Annotated in this window: 20 protein-coding genes; 13 read left to right on the forward strand and 7 right to left on the reverse strand. The window is 50.0% G+C overall.

Annotated elements, in window-relative coordinates:
- Positions 1–97: 97 nt before the first annotated feature.
- A complete protein-coding gene (locus tag F0L74_RS03785; protein ID WP_149836488.1) occupies positions 98–1,342 on the forward strand; it encodes a multidrug effflux MFS transporter in 1,245 nt (414 codons plus the stop codon).
- On the opposite strand, the gene F0L74_RS03790 is transcribed toward F0L74_RS03785, so the two are convergent.
- The 3 genes from F0L74_RS03790 to F0L74_RS03800 all read right to left on the reverse strand — a co-directional run bounded on the left by F0L74_RS03790 (position 1,339) and on the right by F0L74_RS03800 (position 3,773).
- The gene (locus tag F0L74_RS03790; RefSeq protein WP_149836489.1) at positions 1,339–1,767 is read right to left on the reverse strand and encodes an acyl-CoA thioesterase; all 429 of its coding nucleotides are present in this window, start codon (positions 1,765–1,767) and stop codon (positions 1,339–1,341) included. The two genes, F0L74_RS03785 and F0L74_RS03790, sit on opposite strands and share 4 nt — an antisense overlap.
- Positions 1,768–2,007: 240 nt before the next feature.
- The gene (gene obgE / locus F0L74_RS03795; protein WP_149836490.1) at positions 2,008–3,000 is read right to left on the reverse strand and encodes a GTPase ObgE; all 993 of its coding nucleotides are present in this window, start codon (positions 2,998–3,000) and stop codon (positions 2,008–2,010) included.
- A gap of 176 nt (positions 3,001–3,176) precedes the next feature.
- Positions 3,177–3,773 carry an adenylate kinase gene (locus F0L74_RS03800; protein WP_149836491.1) on the reverse strand — a complete coding sequence of 199 codons (597 nt, stop codon included), beginning with the start codon at positions 3,771–3,773 and terminating at the stop codon, positions 3,177–3,179.
- Positions 3,774–4,359: 586 nt separating this feature from the next.
- On the opposite strand from F0L74_RS03800, the gene F0L74_RS03805 reads away from it, so the two are divergent.
- On the forward strand, positions 4,360–7,371 hold the full coding sequence (locus tag F0L74_RS03805; protein WP_149836492.1) for a serine hydrolase domain-containing protein: 3,012 nt from the start codon (positions 4,360–4,362) through the stop codon (positions 7,369–7,371).
- A 71-nt stretch (positions 7,372–7,442) separates the two neighbouring features.
- Here F0L74_RS03805 and F0L74_RS03810 read toward each other — a convergent pair whose 3' ends face one another.
- Together F0L74_RS03810 and F0L74_RS03815 are read right to left on the reverse strand one after the other, a co-directional pair.
- Positions 7,443–7,874 (reverse strand): hypothetical protein, encoded by a 432-nt coding sequence (locus tag F0L74_RS03810; RefSeq protein ID WP_149836493.1) that lies wholly within the window; start codon positions 7,872–7,874, stop codon positions 7,443–7,445.
- A 235-nt stretch (positions 7,875–8,109) separates the two neighbouring features.
- A complete protein-coding gene (locus F0L74_RS03815) occupies positions 8,110–10,392 on the reverse strand; it encodes a patatin-like phospholipase family protein (protein WP_149836494.1) in 2,283 nt (760 codons plus the stop codon).
- Positions 10,393–10,515: 123 nt separating this feature from the next.
- Between F0L74_RS03815 and F0L74_RS03820 the strand changes: the two genes are divergently transcribed.
- From F0L74_RS03820 to F0L74_RS03860, 9 genes are all read left to right on the forward strand, one after another.
- Positions 10,516–11,583 (forward strand): COX15/CtaA family protein, encoded by a 1,068-nt coding sequence (locus F0L74_RS03820; RefSeq protein WP_149836495.1) that lies wholly within the window; start codon positions 10,516–10,518, stop codon positions 11,581–11,583.
- 56 nt (positions 11,584–11,639) lie between these two features.
- Positions 11,640–13,868: a patatin-like phospholipase family protein gene (locus F0L74_RS03825; RefSeq protein WP_149836496.1), complete on the forward strand. Its 2,229-nt coding sequence runs from the start codon at positions 11,640–11,642 to the stop codon at positions 13,866–13,868.
- Between the two features lie 126 nt (positions 13,869–13,994).
- Positions 13,995–14,249, forward strand: coding sequence for a hypothetical protein (locus tag F0L74_RS33610; protein ID WP_213086881.1), 255 nt, complete (start codon positions 13,995–13,997; stop codon positions 14,247–14,249).
- Between the two features lie 11 nt (positions 14,250–14,260).
- Entirely contained in the window at positions 14,261–15,079 is an 819-nt protein-coding gene (locus tag F0L74_RS03835; protein ID WP_149836497.1) for a helix-turn-helix domain-containing protein, read from the forward strand.
- A 238-nt stretch (positions 15,080–15,317) separates the two neighbouring features.
- Positions 15,318–17,132 (forward strand): translational GTPase TypA, encoded by a 1,815-nt coding sequence (gene typA / locus F0L74_RS03840; RefSeq protein ID WP_149836498.1) that lies wholly within the window; start codon positions 15,318–15,320, stop codon positions 17,130–17,132.
- An 87-nt stretch (positions 17,133–17,219) separates the two neighbouring features.
- On the forward strand, positions 17,220–17,840 hold the full coding sequence (locus F0L74_RS03845; protein ID WP_149836499.1) for an alpha-ketoglutarate-dependent dioxygenase AlkB family protein: 621 nt from the start codon (positions 17,220–17,222) through the stop codon (positions 17,838–17,840).
- Between the two features lie 56 nt (positions 17,841–17,896).
- Complete coding sequence (locus tag F0L74_RS03850) at positions 17,897–18,766, forward strand: SIR2 family protein (RefSeq protein ID WP_149836500.1); 870 nt, start codon at positions 17,897–17,899, stop codon at positions 18,764–18,766.
- Positions 18,767–18,859: 93 nt separating this feature from the next.
- The gene (locus tag F0L74_RS03855; RefSeq protein ID WP_149836501.1) at positions 18,860–19,360 is read left to right on the forward strand and encodes an META domain-containing protein; all 501 of its coding nucleotides are present in this window, start codon (positions 18,860–18,862) and stop codon (positions 19,358–19,360) included.
- A gap of 46 nt (positions 19,361–19,406) precedes the next feature.
- Complete coding sequence (locus F0L74_RS03860) at positions 19,407–19,793, forward strand: nuclear transport factor 2-like protein (RefSeq protein ID WP_149836502.1); 387 nt, start codon at positions 19,407–19,409, stop codon at positions 19,791–19,793.
- A 67-nt stretch (positions 19,794–19,860) separates the two neighbouring features.
- On the opposite strand, the gene F0L74_RS03865 is transcribed toward F0L74_RS03860, so the two are convergent.
- Together F0L74_RS03865 and F0L74_RS03870 are read right to left on the reverse strand one after the other, a co-directional pair.
- The gene (locus F0L74_RS03865) at positions 19,861–20,229 is read right to left on the reverse strand and encodes an IPT/TIG domain-containing protein (RefSeq protein WP_149836503.1); all 369 of its coding nucleotides are present in this window, start codon (positions 20,227–20,229) and stop codon (positions 19,861–19,863) included.
- A gap of 168 nt (positions 20,230–20,397) precedes the next feature.
- On the reverse strand, positions 20,398–22,554 hold the full coding sequence (locus F0L74_RS03870) for a S46 family peptidase (protein WP_149836504.1): 2,157 nt from the start codon (positions 22,552–22,554) through the stop codon (positions 20,398–20,400).
- A gap of 186 nt (positions 22,555–22,740) precedes the next feature.
- Here F0L74_RS03870 and F0L74_RS03875 point away from each other — a divergent pair, with 186 nt between their 5' ends.
- Both F0L74_RS03875 and rnhB read left to right on the forward strand, forming a co-directional pair.
- On the forward strand, positions 22,741–23,172 hold the full coding sequence (locus F0L74_RS03875; protein WP_149836505.1) for a hypothetical protein: 432 nt from the start codon (positions 22,741–22,743) through the stop codon (positions 23,170–23,172).
- Positions 23,173–23,229: 57 nt separating this feature from the next.
- A complete protein-coding gene (gene rnhB / locus F0L74_RS03880; protein ID WP_149836506.1) occupies positions 23,230–23,835 on the forward strand; it encodes a ribonuclease HII in 606 nt (201 codons plus the stop codon).
- The last annotated feature ends 60 nt before the right edge of the window (positions 23,836–23,895 follow it).

Below are 23,895 nucleotides of genomic sequence, written 5' to 3' on the forward strand. Positions count from 1 at the left end.
AAAGTATCCACTATAAGTACAATTAATACCGGGATTTCGTACATACAGGACGTTTGCATGCTGTGTACCTTTGTGTACGAACAATGATCCTGGTATTATGACAAAAAGCAGATACTTTCTTCTCATCATCATATTAGGCGCCCTTACAGCATTGGCGCCTTTTTCTATTGATATGTACCTGCCGGGTTTCCCGGCCATTGCAAAAGACCTGCGCTCTAATATAGCGGAGGTATCCCTTTCATTATCCAGCTTCTTTATTGGCGTTTCTGCCGGACAGCTGCTGTATGGGCCATTGCTGGACCGGTTTGGCCGCAAGCGCCCGCTGCATATAGGTTTAGTGGTATACCTGCTGGCCTCCCTGGGCTGTGTATTTGCGACTACGGTAGAGGCATTGATATTGCTGCGTTTTTTACAGGCCCTGGGCTGTTGCGCCTGTACGGTAGCCGCTACCGCTATGGTGCGCGACCTGTTTCCCATTGAGGACAACGCAAAAGTATTCTCCGCGCTGCTGCTGGTAGTGGGCGCATCTCCCATGCTGGCGCCGGCTATTGGCGGCTATGTGAGCGAGTTCCTGGGCTGGCATTACATCTTTATCATATTAACGGTACTGGCAGCAGCCATACTGGCCGCCTCCTACTGGGCATTGCCGGAAAGCAGCGAGCCGGACCCGCATTATTCCCTGATGCCGGCCCCCATTATCCGGGGATTTCTAGCGGTGGTAAAAGAAGCACGGTTCACTACGTATGCGGTGGCCGGCGCTATTGTGTTTGGCGGATTGCTGTCTTATGTGTCGGGCTCGCCTTTTGTGTTCCTGGAGATCTTTAAAGTGTCCGGCACGCAGTACAGTTTGATATTTGCTTTACTGGCAGCGGGTTTGATTGGCGCGGGGCAGGTGAACAGCCAGTTACTGAAGAAGTATAAAAGCGAGCAGCTGATCGTAGTGGCGCTGATCGTACAGGCGATAGCCGGCGGGATATTGGTAGCCGGCACTACGAAAGGCTGGATAGGGTTTAGTGGTACGCTGGCGTTGATATTTGTTTTCCTGTCCTGTGCAGGGTTTATATTCCCGAATGCTTCCGCGCTTTCTATGGCGCCATTCTCCAAAAATGCGGGCAGCGCCTCTGCGCTGATGGGAGCATTACAGATGGGGATAGGCGCGCTGGCCTCTGTGGCGGTAAGTATGCTGAGTAAGGTTTATTCCAATACGTTCCCCATGACAGGCGTAATGGCCGCCTGTTCTGTGCTGGCGCTGCTGGTATTGCTGACAGGTTCCCGGGTGATCCGCGCTAAAGCAGCCCGGGATGAATCGCCGGAGGCGCTGGCAACGGAAATGCGGGCTTAGTTCAGCGTAGCGGGATCGTCTTTCAGACGGTCTTTGCTGAAGGTGATAGCAGTTTTACCGTGCGGCGCGGGTTTGCCATCTTCATCCACATTCACAAATACCATTTTCTCGATAGCCAGTACCGGCTCATGGGTTATTTTGTTCCTTACTTCACATTTAAGGGTGATGGAGGTGCGGCCGAACTCAGTGGCCACGATGCCCAGCTCTATGATATCGCCCAGGCGGGGCGCGCTGATAAAGTTGATCTCTGAAATGAATTTGGTCACTACTTTAGGATTGTTCAATTGCAGGATGGCATAGATCACTGCTTCTTCATCGATCCATTTTAAAAGACTACCGCCAAATAAGGTATGGTTGGGATTCAGGTCTTCGGGCTTCACCCATCTGCGGGTGCGGAACTTTAACTCCGGCTCTTGTGCTTGCATATATTTTCCTTTTGAAAGTTATCGGATGGGGGCGGGGTTAGTTTGCGTTGAATGACAACGCAAAGGTCCGAAAGAAAGGAAAAAGCCCCAAATGATATTATTTATGCCGGTATAAAGGATGCCTATGGTTGCTTATTGCCGGCGTATTAACGCAGTAATAGCCATTACTCCGGAAAAGGATAGCTACGCAGCTTCCCGAAACTGGCAGCAGCATTTAATGGCGCCACGGGGCTCCTGAGCTTAATTATTCAGCGCACGCCAGAGCATATCCTTCAACTCATTAAGCCCCTGCTGGGTAACGGAGGAGATGAAGACATGCGGTATATCTGCCGGCAGCTCTGCCGCAATGGCGCTTTTGAGCTCATCATCCAGCATATCGCTTTTACTGATAGCTATCAGGAACTGTTTATCCAGCAATTCAGGGTTGTATTGCTGTAGTTCGTTGAGCAGGATATCGAATTCCTGGCGGTGATCTTTACTGTCTGCCGGGATGAGGAACAGCAGCACGGCATTACGCTCGATATGGCGCAGGAACCGGTGGCCCAGGCCACGGCCTTCGTGGGCGCCCTCTATAATTCCGGGGAGATCTGCGATGCAGAAGGATTGATTATCACGGTAGGATACCATACCCAGGTTAGGCGTGAGGGTGGTAAAGGCATAATCCGCGATCTTGGGTTTGGCGGCGGTGACAGTAGACAGCAGGGTGGATTTGCCGGCATTGGGAAAACCTACCAGCCCCACATCTGCCAATACTTTCAGTTCCAGTACTTTCCAGCCTTCGAGGGCCGGGCCGCCGGGTTGGGAATGTTCCGGTACCTGGTTGGTAGGGCTTTTAAAGAAGGCATTGCCCCGGCCGCCTTGTCCGCCGGGCATGAGGATCACTTCCTGACCGTCGTGCAGTATTTCCGCTTCCAGCTCGCCGGTTTCTTCATCGCGCACCTGCGTGCCGGGCGGTACTTCTATGATAATATCCTTACCATCGGCCCCGGTGCAGTTATTCCGGCTGCCGTTGCTGCCATCTTCCGCCACCACGTTCTTATACCAACGCAGGTGCAGCAAGGTCCATAATTGGGTATTGCCCCGGAGGATGATGTGGCCGCCACGTCCGCCGTCGCCCCCGTCAGGCCCGGCCTCAGGGTTGTATTTGGTACGCATGAAGTGGGTGCTTCCTGCGCCGCCTTTGCCGGACTTCAGGAATACACGGATATAATCTACAAAGTTGCCTCTTTCCAAAATTTACTGCTTTAATAGGGCCCTTCCCGGTTGGGGGAAGGGCAAAAGAAAAACGCAAAGATCGTGAAGTTTACGTGAATTGTAATAAGTCACGTTACTTTCGGTCTTTGCGTTCAATAATATGTGGTACGCGCCCGTGTTTGTTACTTATATTTTGCCGTTACGGTTGTTACGGCTTATACTTTCTCTGCCTTCTCTGCCACCAGTTTGTCGATCTCTTTGCCTAAGAGGCCAAAGATCTCATCAACGGTACCGCTGCCTTTGATCTTTTTAAACTTGCCGTATTTGGCGTAGTGATCGGCTACGGGAGCGGTTTTATTGTGATATTCCACAATGCGGGCTTTCACGATATCTTCGTTGGCATCGTCTGTGCGGCCGGAGGTAAGACCCCGGTTCAGCAGGCGTTTGATGAGCTCATCTTCGGGTACTTCCAGCGCCAATACTGCGGCAATGGAGGTTTTCTTGAGGGTGAGCAGTTTGTCCAGCGCTTCTGCCTGGGCGGTGGTACGGGGGAACCCGTCGAATATAAAGCCCCGGGCTTCCGGGTTGGCTTCTAGCTTGGAGCTGATCATTCCAATCACCACTTCGTCCGGCACCAGTTGGCCCTGGTCCATAAACTTCTTTGCTTCCAGGCCCAGCGGGGTCTGGTCACCAATCTCACTCCGCAGCAGATCGCCGGTGCTCAGATGCATGAGTCCGTACTTATTGATCAGGTTAGCACTTTGTGTGCCCTTGCCGCTGCCGGGAGGGCCAAATAGAATAATATTGACCATGTTGTTCTAAAAATACTTTATTAGCAAGATTGCAAATATAACAAACTATTGAATGAAGAGGAAACAAAATTACAGTTGCTTAAATAATATAAAATATTTCTCCTTAATAGTAAACGTCCTTCAAAATTTTGCCAAAAAGGATAAATATTATTGAAATGTGATTGGCGCGCAAAGCGTTTATTTATAGGCGGGTTATATAGCAATATAAATAATATTAACGTATTGTGACATAGACAATTAGTTGACTATTAGTGTGGATTGTGTTGATGGAAAATGCGGTGTGGTAAAAGGGCGGATCCAGGGAAGGGGATGTTTGCGCGTTATTAGTGAAAACCGGTTGTTTTTGCCGTAAATGGCGATGAAACTATGGTGGATGCTGTGTTTAGCTGATTGAAATTACAGCTACAAGCTTTGTAACGTTAACGGAGATAGGAGATAAAATAACAGATGCTAAAGACCTTTTCGTGAAACCCGCCCCAGCATTAAGGATACGTGTTGCCGTAAATAACGGCGGCCTATAAACGGAAATACGATCAAGATACTATCCTGCTCTTGCACCTTTGCTAAATATTTGTATGTTTATGAAATGATGAGGTATTTCATGGTACTGGGGCTAACGGGTATCTTCCTGACAGGACATGCAGTGCAGCAGATCGAGCCCGGACAACCGAAAAGGACAGTAATTCCACCAGCCGCAGCAGCCACCTACACTGTTGCATCACAGGACACGACCGCTCCCGCGGGAGATATAGCCGCTCAATGGGCGGACAGCGTTTTTAACGCTCTAACGCCTGATGAGCGTATAGCGCAGCTTATAATGATACGCGCGCACTCTAATCTTGGACAAGACCATATAAATAAGGTAGTAGCAGATATCCGCGACAATAAAGTGGGTGGGGTGATCTTTTTCCAGGGCGGGCCTGTGCGGCAGGCGCAGCTAACGAATTATTACCAGTCCATCTCCAAGGTGCCGCTGATGGTGGGTATTGATGGAGAGTGGGGCCTGGGTATGCGGCTGGACAGTGTGATCAGTTTGCCGCGTAACCTGATGATAGGGGCAATCCGGGACAGCTCACTGGCTTATGACGCCGGCCGCCTGATAGGCAACCAGTGCCGCCGCCTGGGGATCCATATCGATTTTGCCCCTGATATGGATGTAAACAATAATCCCAACAACCCGGTGATCAACGACCGCTCCTTTGGAGAGAATAAATACCAGGTAGCCCGTATGGGCGTGGCCCTTATAAAAGGTATGCAGGAAACGGGTGTGATGGCTTGCGCCAAACATTTTCCCGGTCATGGGGATACGGATGTAGACTCCCATCTGGACCTGCCTGTAATTGGCAAAAGCCGTCAGCAGCTGGACTCCCTGGAGCTGTACCCCTTTCGAGAGGCCATTGCCGCGGGCGTGGGCTCCATTATGGTGGCCCATCTGTATGTACCCGCCATTGATAAACGGCCTAATACACCTACCTCTATCTCCTATAATGCGACCACCAAGCTGTTGAAGAATGAGCTGGGCTTTCAAGGGCTGGTAGTAACAGACGCGCTGGAGATGAAGGGCATTGCGAAGTTCTACAAGAACGGAGAAGAGGCCTTACAATCCTTATTAGCCGGTAATGACCTGCTGGTGCTGCCATCCACCGCAGAGGGCAGCGTGAATGCCATTAAACGCGCTATTAAAAGAGGACAGATCAGCTGGGGTGAGGTGAATGGCCGCGTGAAGAAAGTACTGATCGCCAAATACAACCTGGGCCTTAGCAAGCCGCAGGTAATAGACACCGCGCATATAACAGACGATCTTAATGCACAGACAGACACATTGCGCCGCCGTATAGCCGAGCAGGCCATTACGCTGGTAAAGAATGATAACCGGCTGGTGCCTTTCCAGATCTTTCCGCCGCGCAAGCAAAAGCTGGCGGTAGTGGCTGTAGGGGCAGACGCCAGCAATACATTCCTGGAAACGATCAAGAGCTACCGTACAGATGTGGATACTTATGTATTCACCAGCCGTCAGAGCCTGGCGGAGGTAGCGCCGTTGATGAACCGTTTGCAGCGGGACTATAAAGCGGTGATCATCAGCCTGCATAATTATAATCGCCGTCCGGCCAACAGTTTTGGTATTACGGTAGCTGAAAAAGTGCTGATCCGTCAGCTGCAACAGGAATTACCTTCTGTGATCGTAGCCTTTGGTAACCCGTATGCTATACAATATTTCTGTGAAGCGCCTACCATTGTAGCCGCTTATGAAGATGATGATATTACCCAGAAGGCAGCTGCGAATGTGCTGTTTGGTAAGCTGGCGCCTAAAGGCACTTTACCGGTAAGCGTGTGCAGTTACGCATCCGGTACGGGTATTACCTATGAGCTGCCTAAGTTTACCAGCCTGCCCAAAGCCATACCGGAAGAGGTAGGTATGCGCAGCGCTGTACTAGCGCAGATAGACGGTATTGCCAAAGACATGATGGATAAGGGCGCAGCGCCTGGTTGCGAAATACTGGCCATGAAAGACGGGCGGGTTGTTTACAACAAATGCTTTGGGTACTATGAATATAACCGCTGGCAGGAAGTTACACCGGAAACCATTTATGATCTGGCATCTGTAACCAAGATATGCGCCACCACTATTTCCGTGATGCGCCTGTATGATGAGGGCAAGATAAAGCTGGATGCTACGCTGGGCGATTACCTGCCTTTTGTAAGAGGCACTGATAAGGCAAAGCTGCATATACGCGATGTGCTGCTGCACCAGGCGGGCCTAAAAGCATATATTCCTTTTTATAAAGAAACATTGTATCACAACGGTGTTCCTGATTCTGTGATCTACCATCCCGATGCTGACTCCGTGCATACTGTGCGCGTGGCGGACAAAATGTACATGGATAGCAACTATATAAACACCATGTACCAGCGCATGCTTGACAGCGATCTTAATCCGCGCCAGGGCTATGTATACAGTGATATGGATTTCATTTTCCTGGGAAAGATCGTAGAAGCGCTTACTGGTAAAAAGCTGAACCAGTATGTACAGGAAACATTTTACGATCCATTAGGGCTGGCCACTACCGGCTTCCGTCCGCGGGAACGTTTTGGCCTGCAGCGGATAGCGCCTACCGAGAATGAGCGTATTTTCCGTATGCAGTTAATCAGAGGGGATGTACATGATCCGGGAGCAGCGATGTTTGGTGGGGTAGCAGGTCATGCGGGATTGTTTTCCAATGCACAAGACCTCGCGGTGATCCTGCAGATGTTGCTTAATGGAGGAAAGTATAACGATATACAGTTTATAAAACCGGAAACCATCAATCTGTTCACTGCCTATGGCACTATGCACAGCCGCCGGGGATTAGGATTTGATAAACCGGAGCGGGATAATAAGAAGCGTAAGGATCCTTATCCTGCTGCCAGTGCTTCTCCCCTGACTTTCGGGCATACCGGGTTTACTGGTACCTGCATATGGGTGGACCCGCAGGCTAAACTGGTGTTTATTTTTCTCAGCAACCGGGTATGCCCTGATGGCGGCGCAAATCTCAAACTAAGCACATTGCATGTTCGAGAGAATGTAATGGAGACCTTGTACAGGTCCATGATGAAATAGTTAGTCGTTGAAAGGAGGGGTAATAACCTGCCCCTTCATTGTTCACTGTTTCATTGTTCACTAAAATACTACTACTCAACAGATACGCTGCGGTTTACAGAAAGCTCAGTTTTGATCTCTACTGTTTTCTGCACGATCTTGTTCCTACCGTTCCTTACTTCAAAGGTATAATCACCATCTTCTAAGCCCTGCAGGTTGTAACGGCCTGTGAATAAAGGGGTAGCGGGGATCACTTCACGGTGCAGGATGTTGCTGTTACGATCTTTGATCAGCAGTAACACTTTGTCTGCGGAGGGATTCTCAACGCTAAGACGGAAAACCAGAGAATCTTTCTGAGGCTGGCTAAGCTTTACACGGAAAGAAGCAGGTGCATCTGCATTTTCAAAAGAAGCAGCAGAATGGCCACTGAAGGCTAAAGCGTTGTTGTCTTGAGCAGCGGCAGCAGAAGCTGTGAATAAAACGGTGGCTAAAGCCAAACCAAGGGTTTTGGACATGTTTTGCATGACATTAAGGGTTTAAAATGTTTAATTTTTTGGGCGGGTATTAGCTAATACTTAATGCCTGTTCGTTTCGTCGCCGCAAAGTTCAGACAAAAAAGTTAACGGAGTATTACGCGCTTGTTAAAAATTTGTTAAAGCCTCGTTAAAAAAACGCGTTTTTCAATCAAAAATATTGTGCATCAATGGGTTGTGGCTGCTTAAACGTTTTACCTATTTTCAAGGGTCATTTTAGCTGCTTTTATAACCCTTTTCCGAGCTCAGAAACTTCGCCTGCGGGCAGGTTAAAATTGTTCCTCACCCAATGGATCAGTGAGTCCAGTCTTGGATAATGATAGAGGCGCGTATCCATCTTATGCAGTGTGCGCGCGGATATAGCCCAGTTCATAGCATAGGTGTTAGTATCCAGTTTTTCGTATAGGGATATAGGAAAGTAGGTGGTATCCTTATTCAGCTCGCCCAGGTAACGTATAAGGCGCAGGTTGTTCACCACGGTTTGCGTGCCGTAGGAGCCAATGAGCGTTTGTATGGGCGCCAGCAGATCATTTACCACCGGGTGCACTTTAGCTACCGCTGCTGCTTCCGGGCTGGAGTTGGTGATATGTATCACATACCATTTCAATTTTTTAGCGAGCTGCAAATGTTGCAGGCGTGGATAACGGCTGTACCAGCTGCTATCCTGCGCCCAGCGGTTTAGTTGCAGGATCATTTCCTGTACGGCGCCTGCGCCGGAGTTATCGAAATAACCGCCATCTACAAAGTAACTGTTGTGGATACGCCCGGCAGGGCTTACATATGGAAAACGCGCACCCAGTATCACGGCGGTACTTAAGCGCATATCATCGCCCTGGCGCAGCATGTTCAGCACATCTATACGTTTGCCAAAGATGGCGGAGTCAATAGCAATATTGCTTACCAGGCCGGGCGTGCCGTCCTGCATGCGGGTGGTGTTTATGCAGAGGATGGGCAGCTGATAGGCGCTATCACTTTTGCGGGCAATGATAGCGGATACATTTTGGCGAAAGGCGCTATGCAGTATTACAGAATCCGGCGCCGCATGTTCCATCGCATATTCCAGGGCTGCGGCACGGTCATCGATAAACGGAAATGGAAAGATGGGCCGGAACAGGTCTGGGCCCATCATGCGGGCAAGCGTATACGTGAGGAAGTCTGATTTAAGGTAGTTCTGCGCTTCCTTTAGCAGCGTATGGCGCGCACGGTAGATACTATCCCGTTGTTGTAAAAGGCAGAAGAAAGCGGCGTTGCCTACGCTTCCGCCGGAGGCGCCTGAAAGGCAAAGCAGGTGGCTGGAGAACATGCGGTTGGACTCTTCTTCCAGCCGGCTTAATACGGCTGCTGTCCAGTAACCTGAACGGGAAGCGCCACCATCTGCCAGCACAAAGAACACTGGATAGATGCTATCCCGCCGGATAACGGCCTGTCGTTGCTGCAGCCAGTTGACAAAGAATTCTTCGAGGTGCTGGCGTTCATCAAATACTTTGGCAGTGCTTTTACGATCGTGGAAGATCCGTACGTTGTGCGGCTCAAACAGGTAACCTACTATCACTACCAACAGGAGATATACCATTGCCAGGTTAATACGGGTGATGATGGAGATAAGCGTGGAGATATTGGCAAATCCCAGTAAAATGCCCATGGCCAGCAATGCAAAAGGAAAGCTGCCTATCCTGTTGGCAAACGGAAGCCAAAAGATGGCGGAGATGTAACAGATAAAAGCTATGAGACTAATGCCGTTAAAGAGGAGGAACAGCACAGCCTCTTCGCCCATGGGGGGGCGGGCGCCTTTGCGCTTATCATTCCACACCTGCCGCAGGACCCGGGCAAATACAGGGCTTTTTATCCAGCGGTTGGTATGCAGGTTTAGCTTAAGCCGGTTGCAGGCCAGGAACAGCGCGGCATACTGCATCCACAGGATGCCTGTCACCAGCGAGGCCGCGGTATTGATCCAGCCGGCAAAGACAACTGCGGCAAACAGGGAGGCCAGCAGCCAGATACAGGCAGCCATTAATTGCCGCCGTTTTAACAGCCAGATACCCCAGCGCTTCAGCAGGCGGCTGGCCAGGAAATAGAGCGGAATATGCCCCGCCAATAGTAGCAGCAGCCATCCCTTAGGAATGGCGCCCAGACCGGCCGGGCATAACAGGATAGCCAATGCTGTAATGGCAAAACTCATATAGGCCAGGAGCCGTGGCAGGTGGGTGACGAGGGTAGGGGACAGCTCCCGGGGAAAATTAGCGCGCTGCTGGTCTTTGCGGTAGGCCAGGATACGGCCGGAGTACCAGTTCACATAAGCCCAGAAAAACAGCATCATCAGCAGCACAATACCACTCCAGCGGGTTTCTGTAGCTTTTACAATACTGTCTACCCCCTGCGGCAGCCAGAGGAAACACCAGCCGGCCAGGAACAACAATACGATGGCGGCGGTAAATACATACAACACCCGCAGGTAAGCGGAGATATGGCGTAGTAAACGTATAACTGATTGGTAACGCGTTGGCAGCATACACGGTGTCCGTTATAGTCAGGCATTCAAGGATTACTGCCTGAAATTAATCAACAATTTTTGAAATAGAGATATGCATCAGGAAATCAGGTAAGGCAAATGTTCGCTACTTTTGCAGCGTTTATGGAAAAAAACGCACTGCAACAGCACCGACCTGTAGCCATTTGGTTGTTTACAGGCGTGGGTATGATCGTCATACAGGTATTATTGGGAGGCATTACCCGGCTTACCGGATCCGGTCTTTCTATTACAGAGTGGAAGCCTATCCTGGGGGCTTTGCCGCCAATGAATGAGCAGGCCTGGCAGGCCGCTTTTGACCACTACAAGGAAATTGCGCAATTCAAGTACATTAACAGCCATTTTTCCCTGTCTGATTTTAAGGCAATTTACTTCTGGGAATGGCTGCACCGCGACTGGGCCCGTTTGATGGGCGTGGTGTTTGCATTGCCGTTCATTTACTTCCTGGCCACCAAAAAGATAGACCGCAGCATGGTAAAACCCATGGTGATCCTGTTTGTGCTGGGCGCATTGCAGGGCGCTATTGGATGGATCATGGTACAGAGCGGGTTAAATGAAGAGAACCTGTATGTAAGCCATATTCGCCTGGCGGTGCATTTTATAGCGGCTTTGTTATTGTTGTGTTATGTGTTGTGGTTTGCGCTGCGTATCAGCATTCCCTCTTCCGGTATTGTACATGCGCCCTCCCTGCGCAGGCTGAATATCTGGTTGCTGGTATTGCTGACCCTGCAGCTGATATACGGCGCATTTATGGCCGGGCTGCATGCGGCGCTGGCTGCCAGCACCTGGCCGGATATTAACGGTATGTGGTGGCCTGTAAACATGTTTACCCAGGGTGGTTTCCTGACGGATATTACGCACAACCCGATCACCATACAATTCATTCACCGCGGCCTGGCCTACCTTATTACCATCCTGGTAGCGGTATGGTGGTGGAAAGCGGCGCAAACGCCTGTTTACAGCCGCCTGCACCGCATGCGTTACCTGCCTTCGCTGCTGGTGCTGACACAGGTATTACTGGGCGTGCTAACGGTGATGCTTAGCCAGGTAAGGATACCGTTGCTGCTGGCTATTTTGCATCAGTTTACCGGTATGCTGCTGTTGCTGGCGCTGGTTTGGGCATTGTTCCTGAGCAATGCACAGGCGCCGGTTACCACAAAGACAGTGAACTGATGACGTAACGACTATTTTTCGTAAGTTTATCAGCAAGCGAATCAAATTACCTTCAAGTGAAATTGAAATTACTGCTGGTTAAAACTTACTATTCCTTCCCTATACAGCTACTGCTGTTACATTTTCGTAAGTACCAGGTATTGCTCATCTTCTGGGCCATCCTTTTCAGCACCATAAACGGGGGCTTTGCAAAGGTATTTGGCGGGGATGCCTTGTTCCTGGCTCCGGAGTACCTGGGGAATGTAAGCTTTTACAGCACTACGATCCTGGGCCTCGCGACCGGGTTCTTTACCATGAGCTGGAACATTACCACGTTTATACTGCATACCGGCCGGTTTAAATTCCTGGCCACCACTTCCCAGCCGTTTTTTAAGTATTGCCTGAACAACTCACTGATACCGCTCACGTTTCTGTTGTGCCTGCTGATACGTGGCTGGGAGTACCAACGTTATGAACAACTGAGCACTGTACCGGAGATCTTACTGCTGGCGGAAGGGTTTATCTGCGGTTTCCTGTTTGTGATCTTCTTTTCGTTCTTCTACTTCTTTAATGCGGATAAAAACATTAGCCGGCGGCTGGAAAGGCGCTTTGGCAATCCGCGTAATTTCCTGCGTACGATCATGAAACCGGGCCAGGAACATGATGAGAATGCGCTGCCGGTGCACAACTATTTTTCCAGTCCATTCAGGGTACGCCGAGCCCGGAATGTGGATCACTATAACAAACATTACCTGGATAATATCCTTAAACAGCACCATTTTGCCGCTATGATCACCGTAGGGCTGGCCCTGGTGTTCCTGGTGATATTGTCTTTCCTGATCGATTATGATGTTTGCCGTATACCGGCTGGCGCCAGCGTAATGGTGTTCTTTGCTTTCCTGATAGGAGTGGCGGGCGCTTATGCGTACCTGTTACAGACCTGGGCCATTCCCTGCCTGCTGGTGATGCTATTCCTGCTGAACTGGATGACGGTGAACGACTGGATCGATAACCGGAACAAGGCTTATGGACTGGAGTACCGGGAGAAGAAGCAACGACCTGACTATAATGTAGCCAACCTGCAAAAGTTCTTTTCCGCAGAGCGGGTAGCACAGGATAAAGCACAAACGCTGAAGATACTGGAACAGTGGAAAGCTAAATTCCCGGCGGGACAAAAGCCCAAGCTGGTGGTGATGAACTTTAGCGGCGGCGGCAGCCGGGCCGCCACCTGGTCTATGAATGTGCTGCAACGCCTGGATACCCTTACACATGGCGCGGTAATGCGGCATACTATGTTAATGACCGGCGCCTCCGGGGGCATGTTGGGCGCCTCCTATTACCGGGAACTGTGTTACCGGAAATTGCAGGGCATGCCTGTCAATATCCAGGACAGCGTTTATACGGACAGGGTGGCCCGCGATCTGCTGAATTCTGTATTCACTGCCCTGGCCGTAAATGATTTTATTACGCCTTTCCGCTCTTTCCAGATAGGTAATAACCACTATGCGAAGGATAGGGGATATGCTTTTGAAAGACAGCTGAACCTGAATACAGATCATGTGCTGGAGAAAACACTGAAAGACTACCAGTTGCCGGAGCAGCAGGCCCGGATACCTATGCTGGTATGGAATGCCACCATCAATGCCGATGGCCGCCGGCTGATCATTTCGCCGCAGCCGGTAAGTTACCTGTGCAGCCCGCAATATCAGTATCCTACGCGGAGCCTGCCGGATGTGGATGGGGTGGATTTTGGGCAGTATTTTTCCGCACAGCGTGCCATGGACCTGCGTATTACCAGCGCTATCCGTATGTGCGCCACTTTCCCTTATGTATTACCGAATGTATTTCTGCCAAGCGATCCTATTGTGGATGTGATGGACGCCGGGATCCGTGATAATTTTGGCCAGGAGACGACGCTGCGTTTCCTGCACAATTTCCGGGACTGGATCAATGAGAATACCAGCGGTGTGGTTTACATACAGGTACGCGATACCCGTAAGAATGATATAAAACCCATTGCGAAGAACAAAGACCTGAGCGATCTGATATTTGAGCCGTTATTCACCATGCAGCAGCATTGGAGCGCTATGCAGGATTTTGAGCAGGATAACCAGGTGAATTATATGGAAGGTTATTTTCCCCATAAATTCCATCGCATTATTTTCCAGTATGTACCGCTGAAAGAAGATAAGGCAGCCGCTCTTAGCTGGCATCTTACCTCCAGGGAGAAGATAGATATTGCCGGCGCGCTGGATAATACTGCCAACCAGGCTTCATTTGAGTATTTGTTGAAGCTGATGCAGTGACGCATTGCGCGGTTGCCTTCGTTCAGCCTATTACTACCCGCTGAGCTTTCCAACAAAACAACTTGAGCTTTTTAGCAAAACAGCAAGGAGGCCCTGTGACCGTACTTTGTATGAAAAACAAACATCATGGCAAAAGTTTGGTTTATCACAGGCAGCTCCCGTGGATTGGGACGCAGCCTTACCGCAGTAGTACTGGCCAACGGTAACCTGGTGGCCGCTACGGCCAGGAATCTACAGCAATTAGCTGATCTGGCGGCAAAGTATCCTGACCAGGTTTACCCGATATATACCGTAACGAAATGGGGAACAGGCAGTATTACATCAGAAGGCCCGGAGTGGCTGGTTAAAAGAGCAGCCCTCTCCCGGTATTATTTACAGTAAATTTGATAGTGATGTCAGCGCAACATGTAAACGGGCAGATCCCGCATATACTATATTCCTGCTACTCAAGGAAGAGCAGCGAGGGTGAGCAATTTATATCCGAACATATTTTTGGGTATACTATTTCCGGCAGTTCAGAAACTTATCTGGGCAATAAGGCCTATACTTTTAATGAAGGGGATTTCCGGTTTATCCGCAAGAACCAGCTTACCCGGTATACTAAATTCCCGCCTCCCGGCGGCGAATACCGCGCGATCTCGATCAAGATGGACCAGGATACATTGCGCAGCCTGAGCGAGGAATTCAATCTGCATATGGATGGGCCATTCCAGGGGGAAAACGCGCTGCATCTGGCCCCGCATAAGCTGCTCCGGCATTATATTGATTCCCTTACGCCTTACCTGAACACCACGGGTGAGCTGAGCATAGCGCTCACGAACCAGAAGGTCCGGGAGGCGGTGATGCTGCTGCTGGAGACCAATCCCTCCCTAAAGAATGTGCTATTTGATTTTAGCGAGCCGGGAAAGATTGACCTGGAGGCGTATATGAATGAGCATTATAAGTTTAATGTGCACCTGGACCGGTTTGCATACCTGACGGGCCGCAGTCTGGCTACTTTTAAACGGGATTTTGAGAAGATCTTCCATACTACCCCCAGCCGTTGGCTGCAGCAGCGCCGGTTAAAGGAGGCCTATTATTTGCTGAAGGAAAAGGGGAGAAGGACCTCCGATGTGTACCTGGAAGTAGGGTTTGAGGACCTTTCGCACTTCTCTTATGCTTTTAAGAAGACTTTTGGGGTAACGCCGTCTGCGGTGTCTGCTATAGGGTAGGGGACAAGGTCATTCCGGCAGCGTATTCTGCCGTAATTCAGATAGGAAAACGGATGAATCCGGCGCCAGGGCTATATTCGTACCGCGCTGATAAACAATCGGTTAGCTTCCGCAGATTTTGATCACATTTATTTAAACTCAATTCCTTCGGTTTTCCCCATTATTTCGTACCTTTGCGCCTTCTTTTGTGCGGTTGGCTAAGTGCTGACAGCTAAAAAGCGCACACAGAATCTGATTTATGAATATCCGTAACATAGCTATTATTGCGCACGTAGACCACGGCAAAACTACCCTGGTTGATAAGATATTGCACCAGACCAATGTTTTCCGTTCTAACCAGGAAACCGGCGATCTGATCATGGACAGCAACGACCTGGAAAGGGAGCGTGGTATCACCATTTTCAGTAAGAACGCATCTGTTGAGTACAAAGGCGTAAAGATCAACGTGATCGATACTCCGGGCCACGCCGACTTTGGCGGTGAGGTAGAGCGCGTACTGAAGATGGCGGACGGTGTGATCCTGCTGGTGGACGCCTTTGAAGGCCCTATGCCGCAGACCCGTTTCGTGCTGCAGAAAGCACTGCAACTGAACCTCAAACCAATTGTAGTAATCAATAAGGTAGATAAGCCTAACTGCCGTCCTGACGAAGTGCATGACTCCGTATTTGAGCTTTTCTTTAACCTGGATGCTACCGAAGAGCAGCTGAACTTCCCCACCTTCTACGGTTCCGGTAAGAATGGCTGGTTCAACGAATCCCTGACACAATGTGAAGATATCACTCCCCTGCTGGATGGTATCCTGAAATATGTACCGGAGCCTAAGATTTCTGAAGGTACTTTGCAACTGCAGATCACTTCTCTGGACTACTCTTCCTTCCTGGGCCGTATAGCAGTAGGTAAGGTAACACGTGGTTCCATTAAGGAGAACCAACCCATCTCCCTGGTACAGGCAGACGGCGTTAAGAAAACCCGCGTTCGCGAACTGTACATCTTTGAAGCCCTGGGCAAGAAGCGTGTAACAGAAGTAGTGGCAGGCGATATTTGTGCTGTAGTAGGTATAGAAGATTTCAACATTGGCGATACCATTGCTGATTTTGAAAATCCGGAAGCATTACCGGTGATAAGCGTGGATGAGCCTACGATGAACATGCAGTTTGGTATCAACAACTCACCCTTCTTTGGTAAAGACGGTAAGTTTGTGACCAGCCGCCACCTGCGTGACCGCTTAATGAAAGAAACTGAAAAGAACCTGGCCCTGCGCGTGCAGGATACAGATAGCGCTGATAGCTTTATGGTGTATGGCCGTGGTATCCTTCACCTGGGCGTACTGATAGAGACCATGCGCCGCGAAGGTTATGAGCTGACCGTTGGTCAACCTAAGGTGATCGTAAAAACCATTGATGGCAAAAAGAACGAGCCGTACGAAACCCTGGTGGTGGATGTACCGCAGGAATTTGCCAGCAAGGTGATTGACCTGGTAACCCGCCGTAAAGGAGAGATGCTGATCATGGAGACGAAAGGCGAAATGCAGCACCTGGAATTTGAAATACCTTCCCGTGGTTTGATAGGCCTGCGTACACAGATGCTGACGGCTACCGCCGGCGAAGCTGTAATGGCGCACCGCTTTAATGATTACAAACCCTGGAAAGGCCCCATCCCCGGCCGTAACAATGGTGTGCTGATCGCTAAGGAAGCTGGTACCACTACTGGCTACTCCCTGGATAAATTGCAGGACCGTGGCTTCTTCTTCGTAGATCCGGGAGAGGAAGTATATAAGGGTATGATCATTGGTGAGAACAACAAACCGGGCGACCTGGTGGTGAACCCCAATGAAGGTAAAAAACTGACGAACATGCGCGCCAGCGGTACCGATGGCGCTACCAATATCGCTCCCAAGACGCTGATGACACTGGAAGAGTGTATGGAGTACATTCAGCATGATGAATGTATAGAAGTAACGCCCAACCACATCCGTATGCGTAAGACCATACTGGACGAAGAAGAGCGTAAGCGCTTCCAGAAGACAATGAAGACCGAGGAAGTAGGCGGTTAATAAAATATTTTTGGTTTGACAGGGTCCATGGTTTGCTGCTTGACCGCAGCAGATCATGGACCCTGGCGTTTTTAGTACTTTTGTTATATGAGCCAGCAGCTATCCGTATTTTCCGGCGATGCTTCCCGTCATGAGGTGATCCTGCAGGATGGCGCGCTGGCATATTATCCGCAGTTTTTCACAGGCGCTGTAGCAGACGGGTATTTCCGGGATTTGCAGGCAAACATTCCCTGGAAGCAAGAATCCATGAACATGTATGGGAAGGAGGTATTGTTTCCGCGGCTGATGGCCTGGCATGGAGACGCCGGCAGCGCCTATGCATTTTCCGGCAAAACCTATGTACCTAACCCCTGGACGGCGGCATTGCTGGCGATCAAACAACAGATTGAACCTGTTGCCGGCGCAGCGTTTAACAGTGTGTTGCTGAACCTGTACCGTAATGGCCGGGATGCGATGGGCTGGCATGCCGATGACGAGCCTGAGCTGGGCCGCAACCCGGTGATTGCCTCTGTGAACTTTGGGGCCAGCCGGCGTTTTATGCTGCGGTACAAGCAAAACCATCAGCTTAAATATGAACTGGAGCTGGCCCATGGCTCCCTGCTTATTATGAAGGGCACGCTGCAGCATTACTGGCAGCACCAGGTGCCCAGGACGGCAAAACCCCTGGCCTCGAGAATTAATCTTACCTTTCGGATGATAAAACATTGAACGCAAATACCCTGCACATGACCGCAGTAATTTCAGGTTAGAAAAACCTTTTTCCTATGCAACACCCCGTATTACTGGTTGGTAATGATATCAACAATATTTCCAGGGGTCAGAGCTGGAAAGACCTGCTGCAGGATATTCTGACCTATTGTGGTACAGACTGCGTGCAGCTGGATGATAAAAAGCCCTTTCCCCTGTTGTATGAGGAGATCTTCCTTACCGCCATCCGGCAGTCACATATCAGGGAGCGCGACCTGAAGACCTTCATTGCCCAAAAGATAGGCGATATTATGCCGAATGAAGTGCATGCCCGGATCCGGGAGCTGCAGCCGGCCCATATCTTAACCACCAATTATGAGTACACGCTGGAGGGCGTTACCCCGGAGCAATCATCCAGCCTGATCAAAGAGCGCACATTCAGCATTTTCCGTAAGTACACGCTTAACGGCACAGAATTCTGGCATATACATGGGGATTGTTTAAACCCTATGAGCATTAACCTGGGCTTTGAGCATTATGGCGGGCAGCTGCAGCAGATGCGTAATTATGTAGTATCTGGTACCACCTATTCCAGTCCGCAGGCGCCTAAGCTGCCCCTGTTGCGTCGGATTAAATATGGCCCGCTGAAAGAGTACTCCTGGCTGGACCTGTTCTTTACACAGGATATCCATATCCTGGCGCTTTCCCTGGATTTTGTGGAGACAGACCTTTGGTGGCTGCTTACGTACCGCGCCCGGCAAAAGTTTCAGCGTAACACGGTGCCGGTGCACAATACGCTCTATTACTATATCCCGGAGGAGTTTCTAAAAGCCTCGGCCTTTAAGCTGGATATGCTGCGGGCTAATGATGTGCAGATAGTGGCTATTAGTGCGCCCAGTAAAACGGCTTATTACCTGGAGGTGCTGAAACGGATAGCGGAGGTATAAGCGGCTTGACAGCTTTATGGACAAACGGCGGGCGCTGGCCGCCTGGACCAATTTTTGTAACTTACCGGTACAGTATCCATAAAACCTGCCTATATGTTCACAAAACTGATCATTACTGCCACTGTAGTTTTGCTGGCCAATACCTGTAACCGGCCGGCCACCACCACAGAAAATGAGAAAACGGAGGCCACCGCCGCCGCCCCGCAAACGCCGGCACAGGATAAGCCGGATCCCTGGGCATTCATCAGCAAAAAAAGATGGAACCTTATACAGCTGAATGGCGCAACGCTTACTGACGCCAACATCTGGCTGGAATTTGATACGGCGCAGCATCGTTTTGCGGGTAACGGCGGCTGTAACCGTTTGGGAGGTAATTATGTGGCGGATAGCGCCCAGATAGAGTTTCAACAGGTGATCAGCACCCGGATGGCCTGTATAGACCAGGCCGCCAATGAGCGGGAGAGCGCTTTTCTGCGATTGCTGGACAGTCATACTTATACTTTTGACATTGCAGATCAGACCCTGAACCTTTATGACAGCGGTAAGGTGGTGCTGATGTTTGGCATGCAGGACAGGCCGGCTGCGACAAAGTGAAGGGGTAAACCACTGGCCTGACATAACGGACACAATCATTAACAATATGCTGAAACAACAGGCGGAACAATATAAACAGCTGCTGGAAAAAGGCGAGACCATCGCGGTGATAGAGCAGTTCTATGATGATAACATCCATCAGCTGGAGAATGATGAAAAGGCCATCAATGGAAAACAGCGGCTGCTGGAGCTCGAGCGGCAAAGCCTGCAGCAGATAACGGACCTTATTTTCCGCATACCGGTAATGGTGGTGGATGAGGAGCAGCAGATCGTGATGGGCGAGATGATGGTCACTTTTAATCATAAAACAGAGGGGCTCCGTTATCTGAAAGAAGCTTTCCTGCAACAATGGGAGAACGGAAAGATCATCCGGCAGCAGTTCTATTACAGGGGGATCCGCGGGGCTACGGGCCCGGGTGGAAAACCATCATGATAAAGAAAAAAGGGGCTGACCATCCACTGGTCAGCCCACTGTGCTTTTTACAATCCCACACGCTGGCTCAGGGGCGTAAAGCCTCTGCCAGGGCGCCAACAACAGCATATTCCAGGTATGCTACATTGGAGGTCTGTTCTTTAACTTTTACGGTTACCGGAACCTTACCCTGCAGGAAGCCGGGTATTTTTACGATAAGCCGGTGGGGGGTGGCGCTAACGATAGCGGCATCCTTATCGCCAACAATCACGGTGTTCTCGCCGGCTTTGCGGCTGAAACCTTTACCACTGATGGCTAAGAAAGTGTTAGTTGTCCCGTGGGGGATAACAGTTACGGATACGCCCTGTTCAGGCTTTACAGCGGGATTTACATGACAACCGCACAACCAACACACAATAGCGGCCATATAGGCCATCAACACTACTTTACCTTTCATGACACATATTTTTTTGGGGGTGTACTAAAACGGATGTAAAACTATAACAACCAACGTTATGGAAGATGAGTAAAAGTACTGAAGTTTGAAAATTACGTACTAGTACTTACATGCAAAAGCCCCTCTCCGAAGGCCAGGAGAGGGGCTTTTGTGTATAAAAACAGCTATTTATTTCATGAGCTTCAACTCACTGATGATATTGGTGGCGCCGCCCAGTTTATCGAGGCACCAGAGCACATAACGTATATCCACACAGATGGTACGGTTATATACCTGGTCAAACTGGATCTTATGGCTCAGGGCTTCATAGTTGCCGTCAAAGGCAAGGCCTATCAACTCTCCGGTGCCGTTTAGCACGGGGGAGCCGGAGTTGCCGCCGGTAATGTCATTGGTGGTGATGAAACATACCACCATATCATTACGTTTCAGGTCTTTGTATTGGCCAAAATCCTTTTTCTTGTAGAGGTCCATATACTTTTCCGGCAGGTCAAACTCATAGTCGCCGGGTTTGTATTTTTCCATTACGCCTTTCATGGTACACACATAGTCGTAGCTGATAGCATCCCGCGGGCTATAGGATTTTACCTGGCCATAGGTGAGGCGCATAGAGAAGTTAGCGTCCGGGTACCATTTTTTAGCAGGTTCCTTTTCCATTACGCCTTTGAGGTAGGTACGGCCCAGGTCATTATTCTTTAGCATGAACTGGTTATACAGCGGCAGGTATTTGCCGGCATAGTTCTTAATGAAAGCGCTGGCGTAGGCAAAGGCCGGATCTGTTTGCAGGGTAACCGCATCCGGATGGGCTATGAAGTCTTTCCATTTGCTATCATTGAGGATGATGGTACCGTTCATGATGGCGGTAGACCAGAGACGGTAGGTATTATCATCGTCCAGGCTACCGAATTTGGCTTTTACGCCATCGTAGAAACCAATAGGATGCTGGGCCTGGGGAATATCCGTATAGAATTTATGGCAGGTAGCGGCCATGATCAGCTGGTCGCTGCGTTTATCCTCTTCCTGTAAGAAAGCGCTGCGGGCCTTATCAGCGGCCTGGAGGCTTTTCTGGATCACATCTGCCGGCGTGCCAGGCTGTGTGAGGGCCTTTTCAAGCGCCTGCAGGCTGGCCGCAAAGGCGGTTAGCGGAGAGCCCAGGATACCCTCATTAATGTATATACGGTGTTTGGTATAGGGGCTCCAGTCCTTATAGGCCTGTGCGTAGTCTTTGAATATGTTCTGGTATTCCGCTTTGCCCTGTGCCCATTTTTCAAAGTCTGCTTCCTGCTGCTGTTTATCTTCCAGCACGTGGTATTTGAGCAGCTGTTTGGTTTCGCCATCGAAGAATTTCCAATAGTTGGCGATGCCGGCGTAGGAAGAGGCGAGTTTTAACTTGGTGGCGGGGTCTTTTTTCATCTGTTCGAACATCAGCTTCAGCCTTACATCACGCAGGCCTACGATAGCCGGGTTCTCCACATCTGTTTTAAGCTTTACGCCATAGGAGCTCTCGTAGCGGTTGGTGCCGCCGGGATAGCCAAAGATCATGGCATAGTCGTTTTCCTTTACGCCTTTGATGGAAACGGGCAGGAAGTATTTAGGTTTCAGGGGCACATTATCTGCCGCATATTCTGCCGGTTTGTTATCCTTATCCGCATATACCCGGAAAACGGAGAAGTCGCCGGTATGGCGGGGCCATTCCCAGTTATCGGTATCGCCGCCAAATTTACCCACGCTTTCCGGTGGCGCCGCCACCAGGCGGATGTCTTTATAGCGCTCATAGATGAAAAGCAGGTACTGGTTGCCGCGGAACATGGGCAGTATGCGGCCTTCGTAGTTGGTGCCTGCAACGGCCTGGCTTACAATGTTATTGAATACGGCCTGTTGTTGTGACAGCCGCTCCTGTCCGTTGAGGTCCTTCAGGGTATCTGTGACCTGTTTGGTCACATCCTCTACCCTGACCAGGAATTGTACGGACAATTTGCCGGCGGAGATCTCTTCCTGTTTGCTGCGGGCATAGAACCCGTCTTTGAGGTAGTTATTCGCTACGGAGCTGGCGCTGGCGATGGCATCGTATCCGCAGTGATGGTTGGTGAATATTAATCCCTGGCTACTTACGATCTCCCCGGTGCAGCCGCCGCCAAAGATGATGATCGCGTCCTTGAGGGAAGCCTTGTTAATACTGTACAACTGTTCTTTGGTAAGCTTGAGGCCTTTCTTAACCATATCATTGTATACCTGCTGTCCCAGTAGATAAGGCAGCCACATTCCTTCATCTGCTTTGGCCAATTGTACGCAAAGCAGGAGGGAAAAGATCAATAAAGCTTTCTTCATATAAGCGTTTGGATTTTGTAAACAGGCTCCAAACCTAACTTTTTTTTTGATAAAACAAATGCCCGCGGGGCGCTGTTATATAGTTATTTTATCCATATGAATGTTGGACGGTGCAGGAGGGGAAATAAAAAATGGAACGCCTTTTGATAGGGTGGCATTTGTCCCAAGGGGAAAAACCGTTAGTGTATGAACAAGTTATTGGTAGCATTAGTGGCAGTGGCCTTACTGGCCTGCAGGGAAAATACGACCCAGCAGGAGAAGAAAGAGGAGATAAAATCTGACATGGAAAAGATCCGGCAGGATGTGAAGGAGAGCGCCCATGCGGCAGCGGACTATCTGGCGGAGCAGAAGAAAAAAGTGGAGGAGGACCTGGAGGAACGCAGAAAAGAGATCGATCAGAAGATCGAGACGCTGAAAACGGACAGCACCGGCAGGGGCGTACAGGCGCGTAAAAAACTGACCGGTTTGCGGAATGATATCAACAGGAAGCTACAAGAGATGAAAGGCGCCAGCGCTGCCACCTGGGATAGTACGCAACTGAAAATTGATACTTTACTGAAAAAGTCGGATAAAGAGTGGACGGAGTTTAAGCAGGACTTTAAAGAGCTGTTCCAGTAAAATTACCCGCGTCATAAAATTGTTTTATAACTTTACCGGGATCAATCTTTTTGGGGCTTGCTACTATGTAACCATCAACATATACAGCCGGAAGCCGGCTGTGATGAAGCAGGACGCGGATGCCTGGCCGGGGCGGTGTTTGCCGCGGCGGTGATCCTGCCACTTGGATTCCGGCACCCGTTGCTGAACGATTCCAAGCAGTTAAAACCGGCAGAAAGGGATACGTTGCGGGTGGTGATAGAAAAAGAGGCGGCTTTTTATGCGGTGGCGAGCGTAGACAACTTAGAAATAGACAGGATCAATATATTGCAGGCCTCTTTCCGGGCTATGCACCTGGCGCTGGAGCAGTTAAGACAGCAGCCGGGTTTTATACTGGTAGATGGTAACCGCTTTGTACCCTATGGAACTATACCGCATGCCTGTATTATCCAGGGCGATGGAATTTATGCTTCCATTGCGGCGGCTTCCATACTGGCCAAAACGTACCGGGATGAGTATATGCAGCAATTGCATAGCAAGTTCCCACATTTTGGCTGGAATGACAACAAAGGATATCCAACCGTGCAACACCGTAACGCCATCAGGGAGCATGGCGAAACCCCCTACCACCGTAAGTCGTTCCGGCTATTGCCGGATGAGCTGGAGATGGATGTGGACCTGTGAGGGACTGGGAAAATTTTACCGCCTGTTTCCTGTATTAGGCAATTGTTAAAAAAGCAGCTT

Source organism: Chitinophaga agrisoli (genome assembly GCF_008386695.1).
GTDB classification, from domain to species: Bacteria; Bacteroidota; Bacteroidia; order Chitinophagales; family Chitinophagaceae; genus Chitinophaga; species Chitinophaga agrisoli.